At 42.2% G+C, this 16,936-nt stretch carries 15 protein-coding genes and 1 riboswitch; of the genes, 12 read left to right on the plus strand and 3 right to left on the minus strand.

Translation table 11 applies throughout. The features are described from left to right. Nucleotides 1-39 precede the first annotated feature (39 nt). The 7 genes from GUA46_RS15350 (at nt 40) to GUA46_RS15380 (ending at nt 8,887) form a co-directional block, all read left to right on the plus strand. Entirely contained in the window at nt 40-801 is a 762-nt protein-coding gene (locus GUA46_RS15350; protein ID WP_176621223.1) for an SDR family NAD(P)-dependent oxidoreductase, read from the plus strand. 144 nt (nt 802-945) lie between these two features. Then, a riboswitch (SAM riboswitch) is annotated at nt 946-1,042 on the plus strand. A 117-nt stretch (nt 1,043-1,159) separates the two neighbouring features. Then, on the plus strand, nt 1,160-2,161 hold the full coding sequence (locus GUA46_RS15355) for a homocysteine S-methyltransferase family protein (protein ID WP_176621224.1): 1,002 nt from the start codon (nt 1,160-1,162) through the stop codon (nt 2,159-2,161). A gap of 3 nt (nt 2,162-2,164) precedes the next feature. After that, complete coding sequence (gene metH, locus GUA46_RS15360) at nt 2,165-4,840, plus strand: methionine synthase (RefSeq protein ID WP_176621225.1); 2,676 nt, start codon at nt 2,165-2,167, stop codon at nt 4,838-4,840. Nucleotides 4,841-4,845: 5 nt separating this feature from the next. After that, nucleotides 4,846-5,799, plus strand: a complete 954-nt coding sequence (metF, locus tag GUA46_RS15365; RefSeq protein WP_176621226.1) for a methylenetetrahydrofolate reductase [NAD(P)H] — start codon at nt 4,846-4,848, stop codon at nt 5,797-5,799. Nucleotides 5,800-5,818: 19 nt separating this feature from the next. Then, nucleotides 5,819-6,919: an acyloxyacyl hydrolase gene (locus tag GUA46_RS15370; RefSeq protein WP_176621227.1), complete on the plus strand. Its 1,101-nt coding sequence runs from the start codon at nt 5,819-5,821 to the stop codon at nt 6,917-6,919. 14 nt (nt 6,920-6,933) lie between these two features. After that, nucleotides 6,934-7,737, plus strand: a complete 804-nt coding sequence (locus GUA46_RS15375; RefSeq protein ID WP_176621228.1) for a head GIN domain-containing protein — start codon at nt 6,934-6,936, stop codon at nt 7,735-7,737. Nucleotides 7,738-7,807: 70 nt separating this feature from the next. Beyond that, nucleotides 7,808-8,887 carry a serine hydrolase domain-containing protein gene (locus GUA46_RS15380; RefSeq protein ID WP_176621229.1) on the plus strand — a complete coding sequence of 360 codons (1,080 nt, stop codon included), beginning with the start codon at nt 7,808-7,810 and terminating at the stop codon, nt 8,885-8,887. Between the two features lie 2 nt (nt 8,888-8,889). On the opposite strand, the gene GUA46_RS15385 is transcribed toward GUA46_RS15380, so the two are convergent. Further along, nucleotides 8,890-10,341 (minus strand): pyridoxal phosphate-dependent decarboxylase family protein, encoded by a 1,452-nt coding sequence (locus tag GUA46_RS15385; protein ID WP_176621230.1) that lies wholly within the window; start codon nt 10,339-10,341, stop codon nt 8,890-8,892. A gap of 81 nt (nt 10,342-10,422) precedes the next feature. Then, complete coding sequence (gene gldA, locus GUA46_RS15390; RefSeq protein ID WP_176621231.1) at nt 10,423-11,316, minus strand: gliding motility-associated ABC transporter ATP-binding subunit GldA; 894 nt, start codon at nt 11,314-11,316, stop codon at nt 10,423-10,425. A gap of 377 nt (nt 11,317-11,693) precedes the next feature. Between gldA and GUA46_RS15395 the strand changes: the two genes are divergently transcribed. From GUA46_RS15395 to GUA46_RS15415, 5 genes are all read left to right on the plus strand, one after another. Further along, entirely contained in the window at nt 11,694-12,521 is an 828-nt protein-coding gene (locus GUA46_RS15395) for a prephenate dehydratase (protein WP_176621232.1), read from the plus strand. Next, nucleotides 12,521-13,663, plus strand: a complete 1,143-nt coding sequence (locus tag GUA46_RS15400) for a pyridoxal phosphate-dependent aminotransferase (RefSeq protein WP_176621233.1) — start codon at nt 12,521-12,523, stop codon at nt 13,661-13,663. The genes GUA46_RS15395 and GUA46_RS15400 overlap by 1 nt, the downstream gene beginning before the upstream one ends. A 2-nt stretch (nt 13,664-13,665) precedes the next feature. Further along, nucleotides 13,666-14,526, plus strand: coding sequence for a prephenate dehydrogenase (locus tag GUA46_RS15405; protein WP_176621234.1), 861 nt, complete (start codon nt 13,666-13,668; stop codon nt 14,524-14,526). An 8-nt stretch (nt 14,527-14,534) separates the two neighbouring features. Continuing rightward, entirely contained in the window at nt 14,535-15,617 is a 1,083-nt protein-coding gene (locus GUA46_RS15410; protein WP_108244796.1) for a bifunctional 3-deoxy-7-phosphoheptulonate synthase/chorismate mutase type II, read from the plus strand. A gap of 133 nt (nt 15,618-15,750) precedes the next feature. Next, entirely contained in the window at nt 15,751-16,425 is a 675-nt protein-coding gene (locus GUA46_RS15415) for a head GIN domain-containing protein (protein WP_176621235.1), read from the plus strand. 69 nt (nt 16,426-16,494) lie between these two features. Here GUA46_RS15415 and GUA46_RS15420 read toward each other — a convergent pair whose 3' ends face one another. Beyond that, entirely contained in the window at nt 16,495-16,935 is a 441-nt protein-coding gene (locus GUA46_RS15420; protein ID WP_176621236.1) for a hypothetical protein, read from the minus strand. Nucleotide 16,936: the final 1 nt, after the last annotated feature.

Genomic DNA, 16,936 nt, shown 5'->3' on the forward strand with positions numbered 1-16,936 from the left:
GCGGTGCTAATTTTGTTTCGAATTCAAAAATCAATTAACATGAGCAAAGCAAAAATAGCATTGGTTACCGGTGGAAGCCGTGGACTTGGAGAAAACATGGCCATTAACTTGGCCAAAAAAGGATTGAACGTCCTATTGACTTACCGCAGTAATAGGGAAGAAGCCGACAAAACCGTAAGTGAAGTTGAAAAGCTGGGTCAAAAAGCCTATGCATTGCAACTGGATGTGGCAGAAAGCAAAACTTTCGATGCCTTTGTGGATGAGGTCAAAAATGTGCTCGAATCCCATTTTGATTCAGCAACATTGGATTATATGGTCAATAATGCAGGTATTGGGATTAATACACCAATTACCGAGACCACGGAGCAAGACTTCGACACTTTGATGAACATTCATTTTAAGGGAGCCTTCTTTCTTACTCAGAAACTTCTTCCTATCATGGAAAATGGTGGAGGCATTGTGAACATTTCAAGTGGATTGGCACGCTTTTCATTTCCGGGCTATTCTGTTTATGGCTCCATGAAAGCTGCCATTGAAACATTGACCAGATATCAGGCCAAAGAATTGGGATCACGTCAAATTAGGTCCAATGTGGTCGCACCGGGCGCCATTGAGACAGATTTTGGTGGCGGCACCAACAAAAATGATGGGGATAAAAGAACTGCAATTGCAAACTTTACAGCTTTGGGTCGAGTCGGTATCCCGAGTGATATTGGTGGAGTAGTGGCTTTTCTTTGCACGGACGATGCCAAATGGGTAAATGCGCAGCGCATTGAAGTTTCCGGAGGAATGATGGTATAACACCTATAACAAAAAAGCGAGTGAAAACGGGTTGAGCGATCAACCCGTTTTTTTATTGTTGCATTTCTAAAAATTCAGGGGCTTTTTTTGCTTTTCACTAAGGAGTGCCGTTTCTTTGCAGTTCAGTTCATTTATAAATTGAAAGTGTTATCAAGAAAGGTGGAGGGATTGGACCCTTTGAAGCCTTAGCAACCCTCGACTTCGAGAAGGTGCTACATTCTACCCTTGCCTTGGAAAAAACCCAAGGCCATTTAGAAAGCTTAATCTGTAAGGGGAAGGATAACGTAAAGTATTCAACACAGTACCTACGCACTTTTCTTGATTTAACTATACCTTTATTTTGAAGGGAAATTATACTATGGAAAAAATTGAAGATATATTGAAGAAACGGATTTTAGTGTTGGATGGAGCCATGGGTACCATGTTGCAGCGCTATAAATTCAATGAGGAAGATTTTAGGGGCGAACGCTTCAAGGATTGGCCAAGCGATTTACAAGGAAACAATGATTTGCTGTCTTTGACTCAACCAGAGGCCGTAAAAGAGGTACACCGGAAGTTTCTGGAAGCAGGCGCAGACATTTTAGAAACCAATACATTTTCGGGAACTACCATAGCCATGGCGGATTACGGTATGGAAGAACTCGTTTATGAACTGAATTACGAATCGGCCAAACTGGCAAAGCAAGTAGCTGAAGAGTTCACTGAAAAGGACCCAAGCAAACCACGGTTTGTAGCCGGTAGTATTGGTCCGACCAATAAAACGGCCAGTATGTCCCCAGATGTGAACGACCCGGGATTCCGTGCCATATCTTTTAATGAATTGCGTATTGCATACAAGCAGCAAATAGAGGCACTTTTAGATGGAGGTGTCGATATTTTGTTGGTAGAGACCATTTTTGATACGTTAAATGCCAAAGCGGCCCTTTTTGCCATTGAGGAAGTAAAGGATGAGCGCAATATAGAAGTGCCCGTTATGGTCAGTGGAACCATCACCGATGCTTCGGGAAGAACTTTGTCTGGACAGACCGCCGAAGCGTTTTTGATTTCCATTTCTCATATCCCCATTTTATCGGTCGGCTTTAATTGTGCCTTGGGAGCCAAACAATTGGTGCCACATTTGGAAGTTGTTTCAGCAAAATCAGGGTTTGCCGTTTCCGCGCACCCCAATGCCGGACTGCCCAACGCCTTCGGCGAATACGACGAAACACCAGCGCAAATGGCCGCCCAGATCAAGGAATATGTAGAAAAAGGATTGGTGAACATTGTCGGCGGTTGCTGTGGGACCACTCCAGAACATATAAAGGCCATTGCCGATGTGGTGAAGGATTATGAACCGAGAAAACTTCTGACCCCAGCATAGTTTATGGCAGCGAACAACGAACAACGATATTTGAAACTGAGTGGCTTGGAACCACTGGTGGTAACCCCGGATAGCAATTTCATAAATGTGGGGGAGCGAACCAATGTGGCTGGTTCCAAACGGTTTTTAAGGCTCATCAAAGAAGAAAAATTCGATGAGGCACTTGATGTGGCACGCGATCAAGTGGAAGGTGGTGCCCAAATCATCGACGTGAACATGGATGATGGTTTGATCGATGGAAAAGAGGCCATGGTCAAATTTTTGAACCTGATTGTTTCAGAGCCCGATATTGCTCGTGTGCCTATCATGGTCGATAGTTCCAAGTGGGAAATTATCGAAGCTGGATTGCAAGTAGTGCAAGGCAAATGTGTGGTAAATTCCATAAGCCTAAAGGAAGGAGAGGAAGAATTTATCCACCATGCCAAATTAATCAAGCGCTACGGCGCCGCTGTGATCGTTATGGCTTTTGATGAAGTGGGCCAGGCCGATAACTTGGAACGCCGGATTGAAATTGCCAAACGGTCATACGATGTCCTTGTCAACAAGGTGAATTTTCCTCCGGAAGATATCATTTTCGACCTTAACATTTTTCCGGTGGCAACGGGAATGGATGAACATAGACGCAATGCTGTCGATTTTATAGAAGCCACTCGCTGGGTAAAGGAAAACCTGCCCTATTGTAGCGTAAGTGGAGGAGTGAGCAATGTTTCCTTTTCATTCAGGGGGAACAATCCAGTTCGTGAGGCCATTAACTCCGCATTTTTGTTTCATGCCATTAAAGCAGGCATGAACATAGGTATCGTAAACCCGACCATGTTGGAAGTGTATGACGATATTCCCAAAGACCTCTTGGAATATGTGGAAGATGTATTGTTGGACCGACGGGATGATGCTACTGAACGATTGTTGGACTTTGCGGAAACGGTTGTAGGTACCAAAAAGGAATCCAAAGTGGACCTGTCTTGGAGGGAAGAGCCACTTCAGGATAGGATCACACGCGCTCTGGTCAAAGGCATAGACCAATATATTATAGAAGATGTGGAAGAGGCGCGTCAACAAGCCGCGAAACCTTTACATGTCATCGAAGGCAACTTGATGACTGGGATGAATGTGGTCGGTGACCTTTTCGGAAGCGGAAAAATGTTCTTGCCCCAGGTAGTGAAATCCGCCAGGGTCATGAAAAAAGCCGTAGCCTATCTGACTCCTTACATCGAAGCATCCAAAGATAAAAATGCGAAGGCCGCAGGTAAAATTTTAATGGCTACCGTAAAGGGAGACGTGCACGATATTGGCAAAAACATTGTAAGTGTCGTATTGGCTTGTAACAATTATGCGATTGTGGATATGGGGGTGATGGTGCCACCGGAAAAAATCATCAATAAGGCCAAGGAAGAGCAGGTGGATATTATTGGATTGAGCGGACTGATTACCCCTTCGTTGGATGAAATGGTATTTCTGGCCAAGGAGATGGAACGCCAAAACTTTGAAGTGCCGCTTTTGATAGGCGGGGCTACCACGAGCAAGGCGCATACTGCGGTTAAGATAGACCCTCAGTACAGTCAATCCGTGGTACACGTGAACGATGCATCCAGAGCGGTAACGGTTGTGGGCAATTTGCTTCAAGATGAGTCTTCCGTTCAGTATAAAAAATCCATCAAACTGGATTATGAGAGTTTTAGGGAGAAGTTTTTAAAGCGAGGAAAGCAGAAGGAATATTTGACCTTGGAACAGGCTCGTAAAAACAAATTTCAAATCGATTGGAATCCATCGGACATCAAAAAACCCAACCAGTTGGGTATTGAGGTCTGGTATGATTTTGACCTGACCAAATTGGAGGACTACATTGATTGGTCACCCTTTTTTCGAAGCTGGGACCTGCATGGTAAATACCCAAATATTTTGACGGATGATGTGGTAGGTGAACAGGCTAAAGAACTTTTCAAGGATGCCAAAACACTTTTGAAAAAAGTTTTGGATGAAAAATTGTTGAAGGGCAAAGCCATCTTTGGACTGTTGCCGGCAAACCAAATTAATGAGGATGATATTGAGGTGGACAAGGATGGGGAAACCTTTATTTTTAGGACTCTTCGCCAGCAATTGAAAAAGCGTGAGGGAGTACCGAATATTGCATTGGCGGATTTTATTGCGCCAAAGGGTTCCGGAATTCAAGATTATATGGGCTTTTTTTGTGTAAGCACCGGATTTGGAACGCAGGAATTGGCCGCTGAGTTCGAGAAAAACCACGATGATTACAATTCTATCATGATCAAAGCTTTGGCCGACAGACTTGCAGAGGCTTTTGCCGAGTATCTGCACAAAGAAGTACGAACCAAATATTGGGGCTACGCGGTTGATGAAAACTTGGACAACACTGAATTGATCAAGGAAAAGTATAGGGGGATCCGGCCGGCTCCGGGTTATCCCGCATGTCCAGATCACTTGGAAAAATTGACCATTTGGGATATGTTGGAAGTTAAAGAAAAGATAGGAGTAAAGTTGACGGATAGTTTGGCCATGTGGCCTGCAGCCAGTGTCAGTGGCTATTATTTTGCGCACCCAGAGGCAAAGTATTTTGGATTGGGTAAAATAGAACAAGATCAAGTTCAGGATTTTGCAAAACGAAAAAATATGAAACTAGAGGAAGCCCAAAAGTGGCTGGCCCCGAATATTGTTGATTAAGACCGATGAAAATTACCGACCACATAAAAAAGGCAAACGGAGAAACACTTTTCAGTTTTGAGATTGTGCCGCCCGTAAAAGGAAAGAGCATTCAGGAGCTGTACAATAACATAGACCCTTTGATGGAGTTCAAGCCTCCGTTTATTGATGTGACTACCTCCCGAGAGGAGTACATATATAAAGAAAAGGATGGATTGTTGGATAAAAAACTGACCCGTACCCGTCCCGGTACTTTGGGTATCTGTGCCTCATTAAAACATAAATACGATGTGGATACAGTGCCACATGTGCTTTGTGGAGGATTTACCAAAGAGGAGACTGAATACCTTCTGGTGGATTGCCAATATTTAGAGATTGAAAATGTGATGGCGCTCCGCGGTGATGCCCGTAAAGAGGAAAAGTATTTTGCCCCGACCAAAGGGGGACATCAATACGCCACAGAACTGGTAAAACAGATTCAAGACATAAACCAAGGGAATTATCTGCATGACACCATCAAATCGAGCGATTTGAGCACTTTCTGTATTGGAGTTGCGGGCTATCCAGAAAAACACATGGAAGCACCCTCTTTGCAAACCGATTTGAAACGTTTGAAGCAAAAAGTGGATTTGGGGGCGGACTATGTGGTGACCCAAATGTTTTTCGATAATCAGAAATTCTTTGCATTTGTAGAAGCGGCCCGTGAGATGGGAATAGAAGTGCCGATAATACCGGGAATCAAACCCATCGCAGTAAAAAGGCACCTTCAATTACTTCCCCATGTTTTTAGTATAGACCTTCCAGAAGATTTGATCAATGCTGTCGAGGCTTGTAAAGACAATAAGGAAGTGCGACAAGTAGGAGTGGAGTGGGCCATCCAGCAGTCCAAGGAATTAAGGGAGGCAGGGGTGCCCGTACTACATTATTATTCCATGGGTAAATCGGATAATGTGAAGGCAATTGCCAAGGAACTTTTTTAATTTCCTACTTTAGTGCCCCATGAGGTACCTGCTTAGCCTATTATTATTGTCGATTTCATTTTGCGGACTTGCGCAAACCGATGAGGCCCCCAAGAAATATGTGTTGGATGTAACCCAGTTTTATGGTTCCATTTTGCTGCACAATACAGATATTTCCCATTTGATCACCAATCATCCTGCTGGTGTTATTTTAGGAGTGAGCCGAAAAACGTATGGTCATAAGGAATGGGAGACAGGTTTTGGTTATCCTGATACGGGTTTCACTTTTGCCTATCAAAATACCAATAACCCCACTTTGGGAGAGCATTTTGGCCTGTATGGCCATTATAACTTCTATTTTTTAAAACGAAACGTGCAATTACGTGTCGCACAAGGATTGGCATACAATACCAATCCCTACGACAAGGAAGAAAATTTTAGGAACAACGCCTACGGAAGCCATATTTTGAGCAGTACTTTGTTGATGCTGAATTATCATAAAGAGAATTTGGTAGCAGGATTGGGCGTGCACGCAGGACTATCCTTCATACATTATTCCAATGCCAATTTTAAGGCCCCCAACACATCCACCAACACTTTCGCCTTTAATCTGGGGTTGAACTACACATTGGATAACGAAACTGAATATGAATATCTAAGACCGGAATCAACAGGAAAAATTAACGAACCGTTACGGTATAATTTGGTCTTTCGCGGGGGTGCCAATGAAAGCGATGTCATCAATATGGGGCGATATGGCTTTGCCATTGTTTCTGCATATGCCGATAAAAGATTGGGCAAGCGCAGTGCCATTCAGTTGGGGACGGATATATTCTTTTCCAATTTTTTAAAAGAACTGATTCGATACCAATCCATAGCTTTTCCGGAGCTGGATGTTGCTCCTGATACCGACTACAAACGAGTGGGAGTATTTCTGGGGCACGAACTTTTCGTCAACAAAATGAGTGTGGTCGCCCAATTGGGGTATTATGTCTATTACCCTTTTGATTTTGAAGGAAGAATGTACAACCGAATAGGAATGAAACGCTATTTTGGGGATAAAGTCTTTGGAGCACTCACGTTAAAGTCTCACGGAGCTAAAGCAGAGGCGGTCGAATTTGGAATAGGGATACGATTATAGTATTGAGATTTGAGATGTTAGTATTGAGAAAATTTTATAAGAAAGTAGTTGTCACCTCGAGCGCAGTCGAGAGGTTCCTGTTGTCATCTATATTCCTAGTATTGGTTTCCTGCAATGGCGACAATGTTCCAGATTGTTTTCAAAATGCAGGTGACATGGTACGTCGACCAATTGATGTGCCGGAGTTTAGCACTATAACCGTGTTCGAAAATCTAAATGTGGTTATAAAACAAGGGGAAGAACAACAGGTAGAGGTAGAAACAGGAGAGTACCTCTTTAACGATGTTTCCGCTGTAGTAGAGGATAACCGCCTAGTGCTTCGAAATGAAAACAGTTGCAATTATGTTAGGGATTATGGATTAACAACCATTTACATTACTTCGCCTAACATTACTGAAATCCGAAGCGGCACGGGATTGTTGATTTCCAGTGATGGAATATTGGAATACCCAACTTTAAGTTTGATTGCGGAGAGCTTCATAAATCCAGAGACCGAAACAACGGACGGTTCTTTTGATTTAAACCTTAATTCAACCACGGTCAGAATTGTGGTAAATGGAATAGCTTATTTTAAGCTACGGGGCAACACTGAAAATTTTAATGTAAATGTTGCAGCTGGTGATTCTAGAATAGAGGCGGAAGGATTGATGTCGGAAAATGTAACGGTAAACCACCGTGGTTCCAATGATGTTTTTGTGAATCCGCAACAGTCTTTGAACGGAGTAATACGGGGAACCGGAGATATCATCAGCGTAAACACACCTCCTGAGATTGATGTGGAGGAACTATTCAATGGTAGATTGATTTTTCAGGATTAATCTTATAGAGTTGCACTATTCTTGTCTAGCGTCACTATTTCTCTTTAATTTTGAGGCTTAAACCAAGTTTTTGGCAAATTTTCTCACACATATTAAGAACCTATTTTCACCATTTCCAAAGGTCAGGTCACTCGATGGATTGATGGGATTGGAGAAAGCGGATGCACTTTTCCATAATCTAGTTGCGGAAAAAAAGGTTCCTGGGTTAGCGGTTGCCATTTTGGATAAAGGGAACGTGGTGCTTCAAAAAGGGTATGGTTTCTCCAATTTTGAAAATAGAGAAACGGTGGATGCCCAACGTACGGTTTTTCGCATCGCGAGTATTTCCAAATGCATTACTGGCTTGGCTTTGGGTAAAATGATGGAAGACGGCATCTTGGATTTGGATGAATCCATCTACACTTATCTGCCATATTTCCCAAAAAAGAAATATGATTTTACCTTACGGCAACTGGCGGGCCACACCGCGGGTATTCGTGGGTATCGGGGCAAGGAATATGCTTTGAATCAAGATTACTCGATAAAAGAGGGTATTGATGTGTTTAAAAACGATCCGTTATTCTACGAACCAGGAACGAGCTATCTCTACAACAGTTTTGATTTTGTATTGTTGTCCCTGGCTATACAAGAAGCTAGTGGTGTTCCCTTTCATGACTATGTTAAGGAACACATTTTGAACCCTTTGGGAATGCAAAGCACCTTTTCTCCAGATGAACTTGAGAATACCGCTAGCTCAGATACCTTTAAAGCACAATTCTACACGAAGAGGTCACTGTGTTTTACGGATGCTGCTCAGGTAAACAACACCTACAAATTGGCAGGTGGGGGCTACTTGTCCACTTGCGAGGATGTAGCGAACCTGGGACAGGCTATTTTGATGCAAAAACTTCTTAAAAAGGAAACCTACAGGGAATTACTGACATCCCAAATTATAGAAGATAAACCCACGTATTATGGCTTAGGATTTCAGGTCAGCCAAGACTCTGTAGCTAGGAAATTTGTGGGTCACATCGGAAGCAATGTTGGGGCATACACGAATCTTTTTGTTTATCCAGAGCAAGATAAAGTGTTTGCAGTCCTAATAAATTGTACGGACCCAAAGGTGCAACCGATTTTAGATGAGGCGATTGATGCTGTTTTAACGAGATGAGTTTAGACTTTCTTGACCAATTCCTCCTCAACCTCTAACGCATACTTTTTGCACAAATCAAAAGTCTCGGTAACATCTTCCATTATGGTTCTAGGGTTGATTAGGCACATGCGAAGCACAATCTGTCCATTCAAAATGGTGGTAACAAGCAAAGCCTTGCGCGAATCCACCACTTTTCCAGAAATGTATTGGTTGATTTTGTCCAATTCCTTTTCCGAATAATTTTTATTGATGGGATTGTACCTAAAGTTGATAACAGCCAAGGTAGCAGGGAACACAACCTCCCAACTTTTGCTGCCTCGAAGCTTATTTTCCACTTCTTCGGCCAAATCAATATTGTAAGTAATCGCATCACGAAACTCCTTTAAGCCAAAGGTTTTTAGGGACATGTAAAACTTCAAGGCACGGAACCTACGCGTTAATTGGATACCGTGGTCATAAAAATTAATTTCGGAAGTGTTGCCCTCAATATCTCTCAAATATTCAGGTTTTTCGGTAAAAGTATGGCTTAGGTTTTTGTGGTTTCGTACTAAAAGACAGCCCATTTCGTAGGGTTGGAAGAACCATTTGTGTGGATCTACCGTCAACGAATCTGCTTTTTCAATGCCTTTCATCGCCTGTTTGCCCTTTTGGGACAAAATGGCCGCACCACCGTAGGCACCATCAATATGGAACCAAATATCTTCTTTCTTACATATTTTTCCTAATTCCACCAATGGGTCAACAGTACCGGTATTGGTTGTTCCCGCCGTAGCAATCAAACAGAAAGGATAAAGACCTTCCAATCGGTCTTTAGCGATACAGTTCTTCAATTTATTTACGGAAAACTTGAGCTCGCTATCTGTTGGAATAATTCTGATTTGTTCTTTTTTAAAGCCGAGGACACGAATCGCCTTTATATTTGAAGAATGTGCTTGGTCCGACAGATAAATAACGGCTTTGGAAAAATCATCGCCACATTTTATTCTTCTAGCAGTGACCACGGCGGTTAAATTGGCCATGGAACCACCACTGGTAAAAATGCCCCCACCTTTCTTCTTGGGGAAGCCGAAAATTTTTAACAACCACTGAATGGTGACTATTTCTAGTTCGGCAGCGGCCGGGCTAGCTGCCCATCCACCAGAAAAGATGTTGTAACCCGTTGCCAAGGCGTCTGCCATTACACTCACATAATTACTAGGGCCCGGAACAAATGAAAATGACCTTGGGTGCGCCATATTGGCACTATTGGTCATTACCTTGTCTAGAACAAAATCGAGTACTTTAGAAGGATCCATTCCTTGTTCGGGAGCTTCTTCCAAGAACAAAGAGTCCATTTCCTCCCGTGAGCCTAGCGCTACGGGGAGTTTTTCATGTTGAGTGGCGTGATGGTCCACAATGGCATCAATAATTTGATAACCATAGCTTTTCATTTCTTCCTTGGAAAGTTCCAATCTGGCGGTATTCTTCTTCATAGGTCCGTTTTCTTCTGAACCGCAAAAATACCATATTTGGAACGGTTTTCCATCCCATTTAGCAAGGTTGTTGAGAGGAAATTAGGCGGTCAGCTCAGTGAAAAGACTTTCCAAATTTTTGTTTTTTCTACTGAGTTGAAGTGTTTTTAGTTTATTGTCGTGAGCAAAATCGAACACGGCTGGCCGCATGTCTTTTGAAGTGTTGAAGGTGATTTCATAAACGAATCCACCTATATTTTTAACGTTGGAAACATTGGGCATTTGTTGTAGAAGTTGTTCTTCCACACGATAATCAAATTCCACTTCGATGATTTGTTCCTCAGCTTCACGGAGTTCCTCCAGTTTTTTGTCGGCCACCAATTCTCCTTTGTTGATGATGATTACTCGGTCACAAACTGCCTCGACTTCCTTCATGATATGTGTGGAAAGCAAAATGGTTTTCTCCTTTCCTATTTCACGAATCAGTTTTCTAATTTCAATCAATTGATTTGGGTCGAGCCCCGTGGTGGGCTCGTCCAGGATCAAAACCTCCGGGTCGTGCAGCAGTGCAGCTGCGAGCCCGACTCGCTGACGGTATCCTTTGGATAACTGTCCAATTTTTTTGTGGGCTTCGGGAGACAATCCGGTTTGCTCTATAACCTCATTTATTTTGGCTTTGTCCACTTTATAAACATCGGCGTTGAAGGCCAAGTATTCCTTAACGTACATCTCCAAGTACAGCGGATTGTGCTCTGGTAGATAACCGATACTTTTCTGAACATCTTTTTCGGCCTGTAAAACATCGAACCCGTTTACATTTGCTTCGCCTTCATCTGCCTTGTAATAGGTGGTCAAAATTCGCATCATGGTCGACTTTCCCGCGCCATTGGGTCCCAAAAAACCCACTACCTCACCCTTGTTGATGGTAAATGAAACATTGTTCAATGCTTTTTGTGCGCCAAAGGTCTTTGTAATGTTCTGTACGGTGATGGACATTCAAGTTGAATTTAAGGTATTCCAAAAATACACTTTTACTTGTTTTAATCATTGGTTTTCAAAAGCAAGGATTTTGCAAATGGAATTTATATGTAAATGCTCTTATGGTAAGAATTCTCAAAAAAGAGTCCATTCTGTAAAATAATGTGCAGTGAAAATCTCTTTTTTGAAAAAAATCAAAAAAAATTTAGGAATCTCTGTCTGTTTCCGATTGAATACCTAAATTAGCCGACAATTAACAATGAGATGACAAACACGTATTTCTGGAACCGTTTTTATTTTTACTTCTTTTTTGAGAGAGGTACGGGACTATTATAGATACGTTTAAAGTATAACCAATTTATAAAGTCCCGATACATCGGGACTTTTTTTTTGCAATGGAATTAAAAGTTGCCATACAAGGAATAAAAGGGTCGAACCACCATCAGGTGGCCACGGATTTTTTCGGAGAAAACATTGAATTGCTCGAGTGCAACTCTTTTGATGCCGTAATCGATAGTTTGATCATAGGTGCTGCGGACAAAGGTATTATGGCCATTGAGAATTCTATAGCCGGTTCTATTATTCCAAACTACAATTTAGTGTACCACAACAATATCCATGTGATCGGGGAGCATTACTTGAACATTCACCATAACCTTATGGTTATGAAAGGGAAAACTTTTGATGACATCCAAGAGGTACATTCGCACCCTATGGCATTGTTGCAGTGTAAGGAGTTTTTCAAAGCGCATCCACAAATCAAATTGGTGGAAAGTGTGGACACGGCCGAGACAGCGAAAAGAATCAAAGAGGAAGAACTGGGCCATATTGCTGCAATTGCACCAAAAATGGCAGCTGAATTATATGATTTGGAAATTATTGCCGATAACATCCAGACCATAGTGAACAATTCTACGAGGTTTATTGTTCTTAAAAAACAGAATAAAGTGTTGCCAGAGGAAGAAATCAACAAGGCATCAATACGATTTATCACAGATCATAAAAGAGGTAGTTTGGCAACGGTTTTAAATGTGATGAGCGATTGCAATATGAACCTGACCAAAATCCAGTCCCTACCTGTAATCGAGACCCCTTGGAAGTATGCTTTTTTCGTTGACGTGACTTTTGATAAGTACAAGCATTTTGCCAAAACCAAATCTTTAATGCAGATCATGGCAGAGGATTTCACGGTTTTGGGAGAATATAAAAATGCATTGTTGTAATGATAACAGCAGATAGATTAAATACCGTACAGGAGTATTACTTCTCCAAAAAACTGAGAGAAGTGAGGGAATTGATGGCCCAAGGAAAACCAATCATCAATATGGGGATTGGCAGTCCAGATTTGGCTCCATCACCACAGGTGCTGGAAACCCTTCGGGATTCCATTATCGAGGCTGGGGCACATCAGTATCAAAGCTATCAAGGGTTGCCGCAGCTACGGGAGGCCATTGCAGATTTCTATCAGCAGAAATTTGAGGTAAGCGTAGACGCATCCACGGAGATTTTGCCATTAATGGGTTCCAAAGAAGGAATCATGCACATCAGCATGGCCTTTTTGAATGAAGGCGATGAGGTTCTGCTGCCCAACCCAGGATACCCAACATATGCATCGGTGACCAACTTGGTGGGCGGAAAAGCTGTTACTTACGATTTGAAGGCTGAAAATGGTTGGTTTCCAGATTTAGGGGAACTGTCCGAAAAAGACCTATCCAAGGTAAAATTGATGTGGGTCAGTTATCCACATATGCCCACAGGTGCAACAGCGACCAAGGAGCAATTGGTATCGTTGGCGGAGTTTGCCAAACAAAATGAGATTCTTTTGGTAAACGACAATCCGTACAGTTTTGTGCTGGCGAATAATCCGACCAGCATACTTTCAATCGAGGGAGCGAAAGAATGCACCTTGGAATTGAACAGTTTAAGCAAGACATTCAACATGGCAGGTTGGCGTGTTGGGATGGTACTAGGGAGTGCAGAGCACATCAACGCAGTGTTGAAAGTAAAGAGTAATATGGATTCTGGAATGTTCTACGGCATTCAAAAAGGCGCCATTGCAGCATTACAAAGTGGACCTGAATGGTTCGAAGAGTTGGACAAGGTGTATACCAAGCGACGTGAATTGATGTTCCAATTGGCCGATAAATTAGGTTGTACGTATGATAAAAATGCCGTAGGCATGTTTGTATGGTGCAAGTTACCGGAAGGCGCCAAGGCTTCGGAAGAATTCATAGATGAAGTGCTGCACGATAAAGATATTTTTATTGCTCCGGGAACCATATTCGGAAGCAATGGCGAAGGCTACATTCGTTTTTCACTTTGCGTGAGCGAAGAAAAAATCAAAGAAGCCATAGAAAGATTTTAATTATGAAAGTAGTCATCATAGGAGTTGGGTTGATTGGCGGTTCTTTTGCCAAGGATGTAAAAAAGGTGCATCCTGAAGCGGAAATTATTGGAGTGGACAAAAGTGATGCTCATTTGGAAGAGGCACTTCAACTTCAAATCATAGATAAAAAGGGCGACTACCAAGATTTGGCGACCGCTGATTTGGTCTACGTAAGCATCCCTGTGAACGTCTTAGTGGCCGAACTATCTAAAATTTTGGATGCTGCCGGAGATGAAACCGTGGTGATGGATGCAGGCTCCACCAAACGCTTGATTTGTCAGCAAGTTGCCGACCATCCTAAACGAAGAAATTTTATGGCCTGTCACCCCATTGCAGGAACCGAGTTTTCTGGTCCGACCGCAGCTTTGGAAGGATTGTATAGTGGCAAAACCATGATTATTTGCGAGGTCGAAAAAACTGCCTTTAAACTTCAGGAACCAGCATTGGCCATTTTTCAGGAGATTGGTATGCGAATCCGCTATATGAACCCAGAGGCCCATGACAAACACATTGCCTACGTCTCTCATTTATCACACATTAGCTCTTTTATGTTGGGAAAGACAGTTATTGAGAAAGAAAAAAATGAGCGTGATATTTTTGACATGGCCGGGAGTGGTTTTGAAAGCACCGTTCGACTTGCAAAAAGTTCACCGGATATGTGGACACCGATTTTTGAGCAGAACAAGGACAATGTTGTGGAAACGTTGGAAGAGTATATCGAGAACCTCACAAGGTTCAAACAACTGATCGTGGACAACGATTTTGAAAATGTCCATCAAGAAATGAGTAATACCAATAAAATAAAACAAATACTAAAAGGAATACCACTTACAAAAAAATAGAGAGTATTATGGAAAACAAAAAGGAAATGAGGAAATGGTTGGATGACATGAATTTAGATCATCCCTTGGTAATTGCAGGTCCATGTAGTGCCGAAACCGAAGATCAAGTGCTGAAGATTGCACATGAACTTAAAGATACCGACGTGAATTACTATCGCGCCGGAATCTGGAAACCAAGAACTCGTCCTGGAAACTTTGAGGGAGTTGGAGCCATTGGATTAAAGTGGTTGCAAAAAGTCAAGGAAGAAACAGGTTTGAAAACCGCTACCGAGGTGGCCAATAGGGCACACGTTGATTTGGCATTGGAGTATGATGTGGATTTGTTATGGATCGGTGCACGTTCCACCGTAAGTCCATTTATTATCCAAGAAATTGCAGATGCATTGGAAGGGACCGATAAAATTGTGTTGGTAAAGAACCCGGTAAATCCGGACCTTTCCTTGTGGTTGGGTGCTGTTGAGCGTTTGTACTCTGCCAATATTGAAAAATTGGGAGTGATCCACAGAGGGTTCTCCACATATGAAAAGACGAAGTATAGAAACATTCCAGAATGGCAATTGGCCATTGAATTGCAAACCAAGTTTCCTGACCTTCCCATCATTAATGACCCTAGCCACATTACCGGTAAGCGTGATATGATTTTTGATGTATCCCAAACCGCATTGGACCTGAACTTTGATGGTTTGATGATCGAAACACACTACGATCCGGACAATGCTTGGAGTGATGCTGCACAGCAAGTAACCCCCAAAACATTGGTTCAGATTATGAAAGATCTTCGAATTAGAAAGGAAACTGATGAGGAAGCCGAATACAACAGCAAGTTGACCAACCTTAGGGCACAAATTGATGTGTTGGACAATCAATTGATTGATTTGCTAGGTAAAAGAATGAAGGTTTCCGATGGCATCGGTGAATTGAAAAAACAAAAGAACGTTGCCGTACTTCAGAGTAACCGATGGAACGCCATTTTGGGAAACATGATCTTGGAAGGAGAGCAAAGAGGCTTGAGCGAAGAGTTTATCTTAAAAATGTTCAAAGCGATTCACCAAGAATCCATCAACCACCAAGAAAAGATAATCAACGCATAACAAGATTTTTTAAGCTGGTATTTCTAAAGCCGCCCTTGGTTAAAATTAATTTGACACCAAGGGCGGTTTTTTTTGTTTTAAACTGTAACAATCAAGAAAAAGGGTCATCTTTCAAAAGTAAAAACACTCTATCATGAAAAAAATATACACACTGAGCCTTCTATTGTTGCCATTAGTCATGTTTTCACAACGAATCATTGATACGGAAGTGGGGGAATTCAACAAAATCAAGGTTTTTGATTTAATCGAGGTCAATTTGATTCAATCTGATGAGAACAGGATTATGATCAAAGGCTGGAATGTTGACGATATCCAATGGGTCAACAAAAACGGGGTCTTGAAACTGAGAATGCAATTGGACAAAAAGTTTCAGGGCGAGGATACTATGATCGAAGTCTATTATACCAATCTCGATGTTATAGATGGTAACGAAGGTGCCCAAATCACCTGTAACGAGATGGTGCAAAAGAGTAAAATTGAGTTGCGGGCCCAAGAGGGCGCTATGATCCGCATAGGTATGGATGTTGATTACGCAGAAGTGCGTGCCGTTACAGGAGGAATTGTAAAAGCATCCGGATTGGCCAAAAACCAGAGTGTTGTATTGAACACGGGCGGAATTTTTGAAGGTCGTGAGCTTAGGACCACTACTACCGATGTTAAAATTTCAGCCGGTGGCGAAGCCGATGTATTTGCTTCGGAAATGGTAGATATCAATGTAAAGGCCGGGGGCGATGTTTATGTATACGGAAATCCAGAAACGGTCCATAAAAAAACTTTTGTAGGCGGAAGAGTCTATATTAAGGATTAATGAAACTTGTTGCCAACAAAAAGCCCTCCAAATTTGGAGGGCTTTTTTCTTTTCGGCAATCGCCCATATTTATTTTTTAAAGATGTATCGGGTAATAAAAATCCCTTGCCCGTCACCTTTTCCACCTTCGCTTTCCACGCCACTTACCACAAAGGCCAGTTCCCATCCGTTGGAAACCATGTCGTTGATCATGGAAGTAATCATGGCGTCGTTGGCCGCAATGTTCTGGAAACGAATACCGCCGATGTTATAAAAGTTCAAAAGTTTGGTTTCCTCGAAATTTTTCACTCGAATCTCGCTCCTGTCAGATTTGTTCCTTGAGTTATCATCCTCGGTCTGGACACTCGTAAATTCTTTGTAATCTTTCTCTTCCAGCGCATTAATGATTCTTGATCTTCCCAATCCATTGGGTACAATGGACTCCACACTGGTAATTACATGGTACTGTTGCGCACTCATGGTAAACGTAGCTGCAAAAAGTACTACTGCAGCCAAAACGATTTTTTTCATA

It is taken from the genome of Flagellimonas chongwuensis (genome assembly GCF_013376415.1).
Classification (GTDB): Bacteria; Bacteroidota; Bacteroidia; order Flavobacteriales; family Flavobacteriaceae; genus Flagellimonas; species Flagellimonas chongwuensis.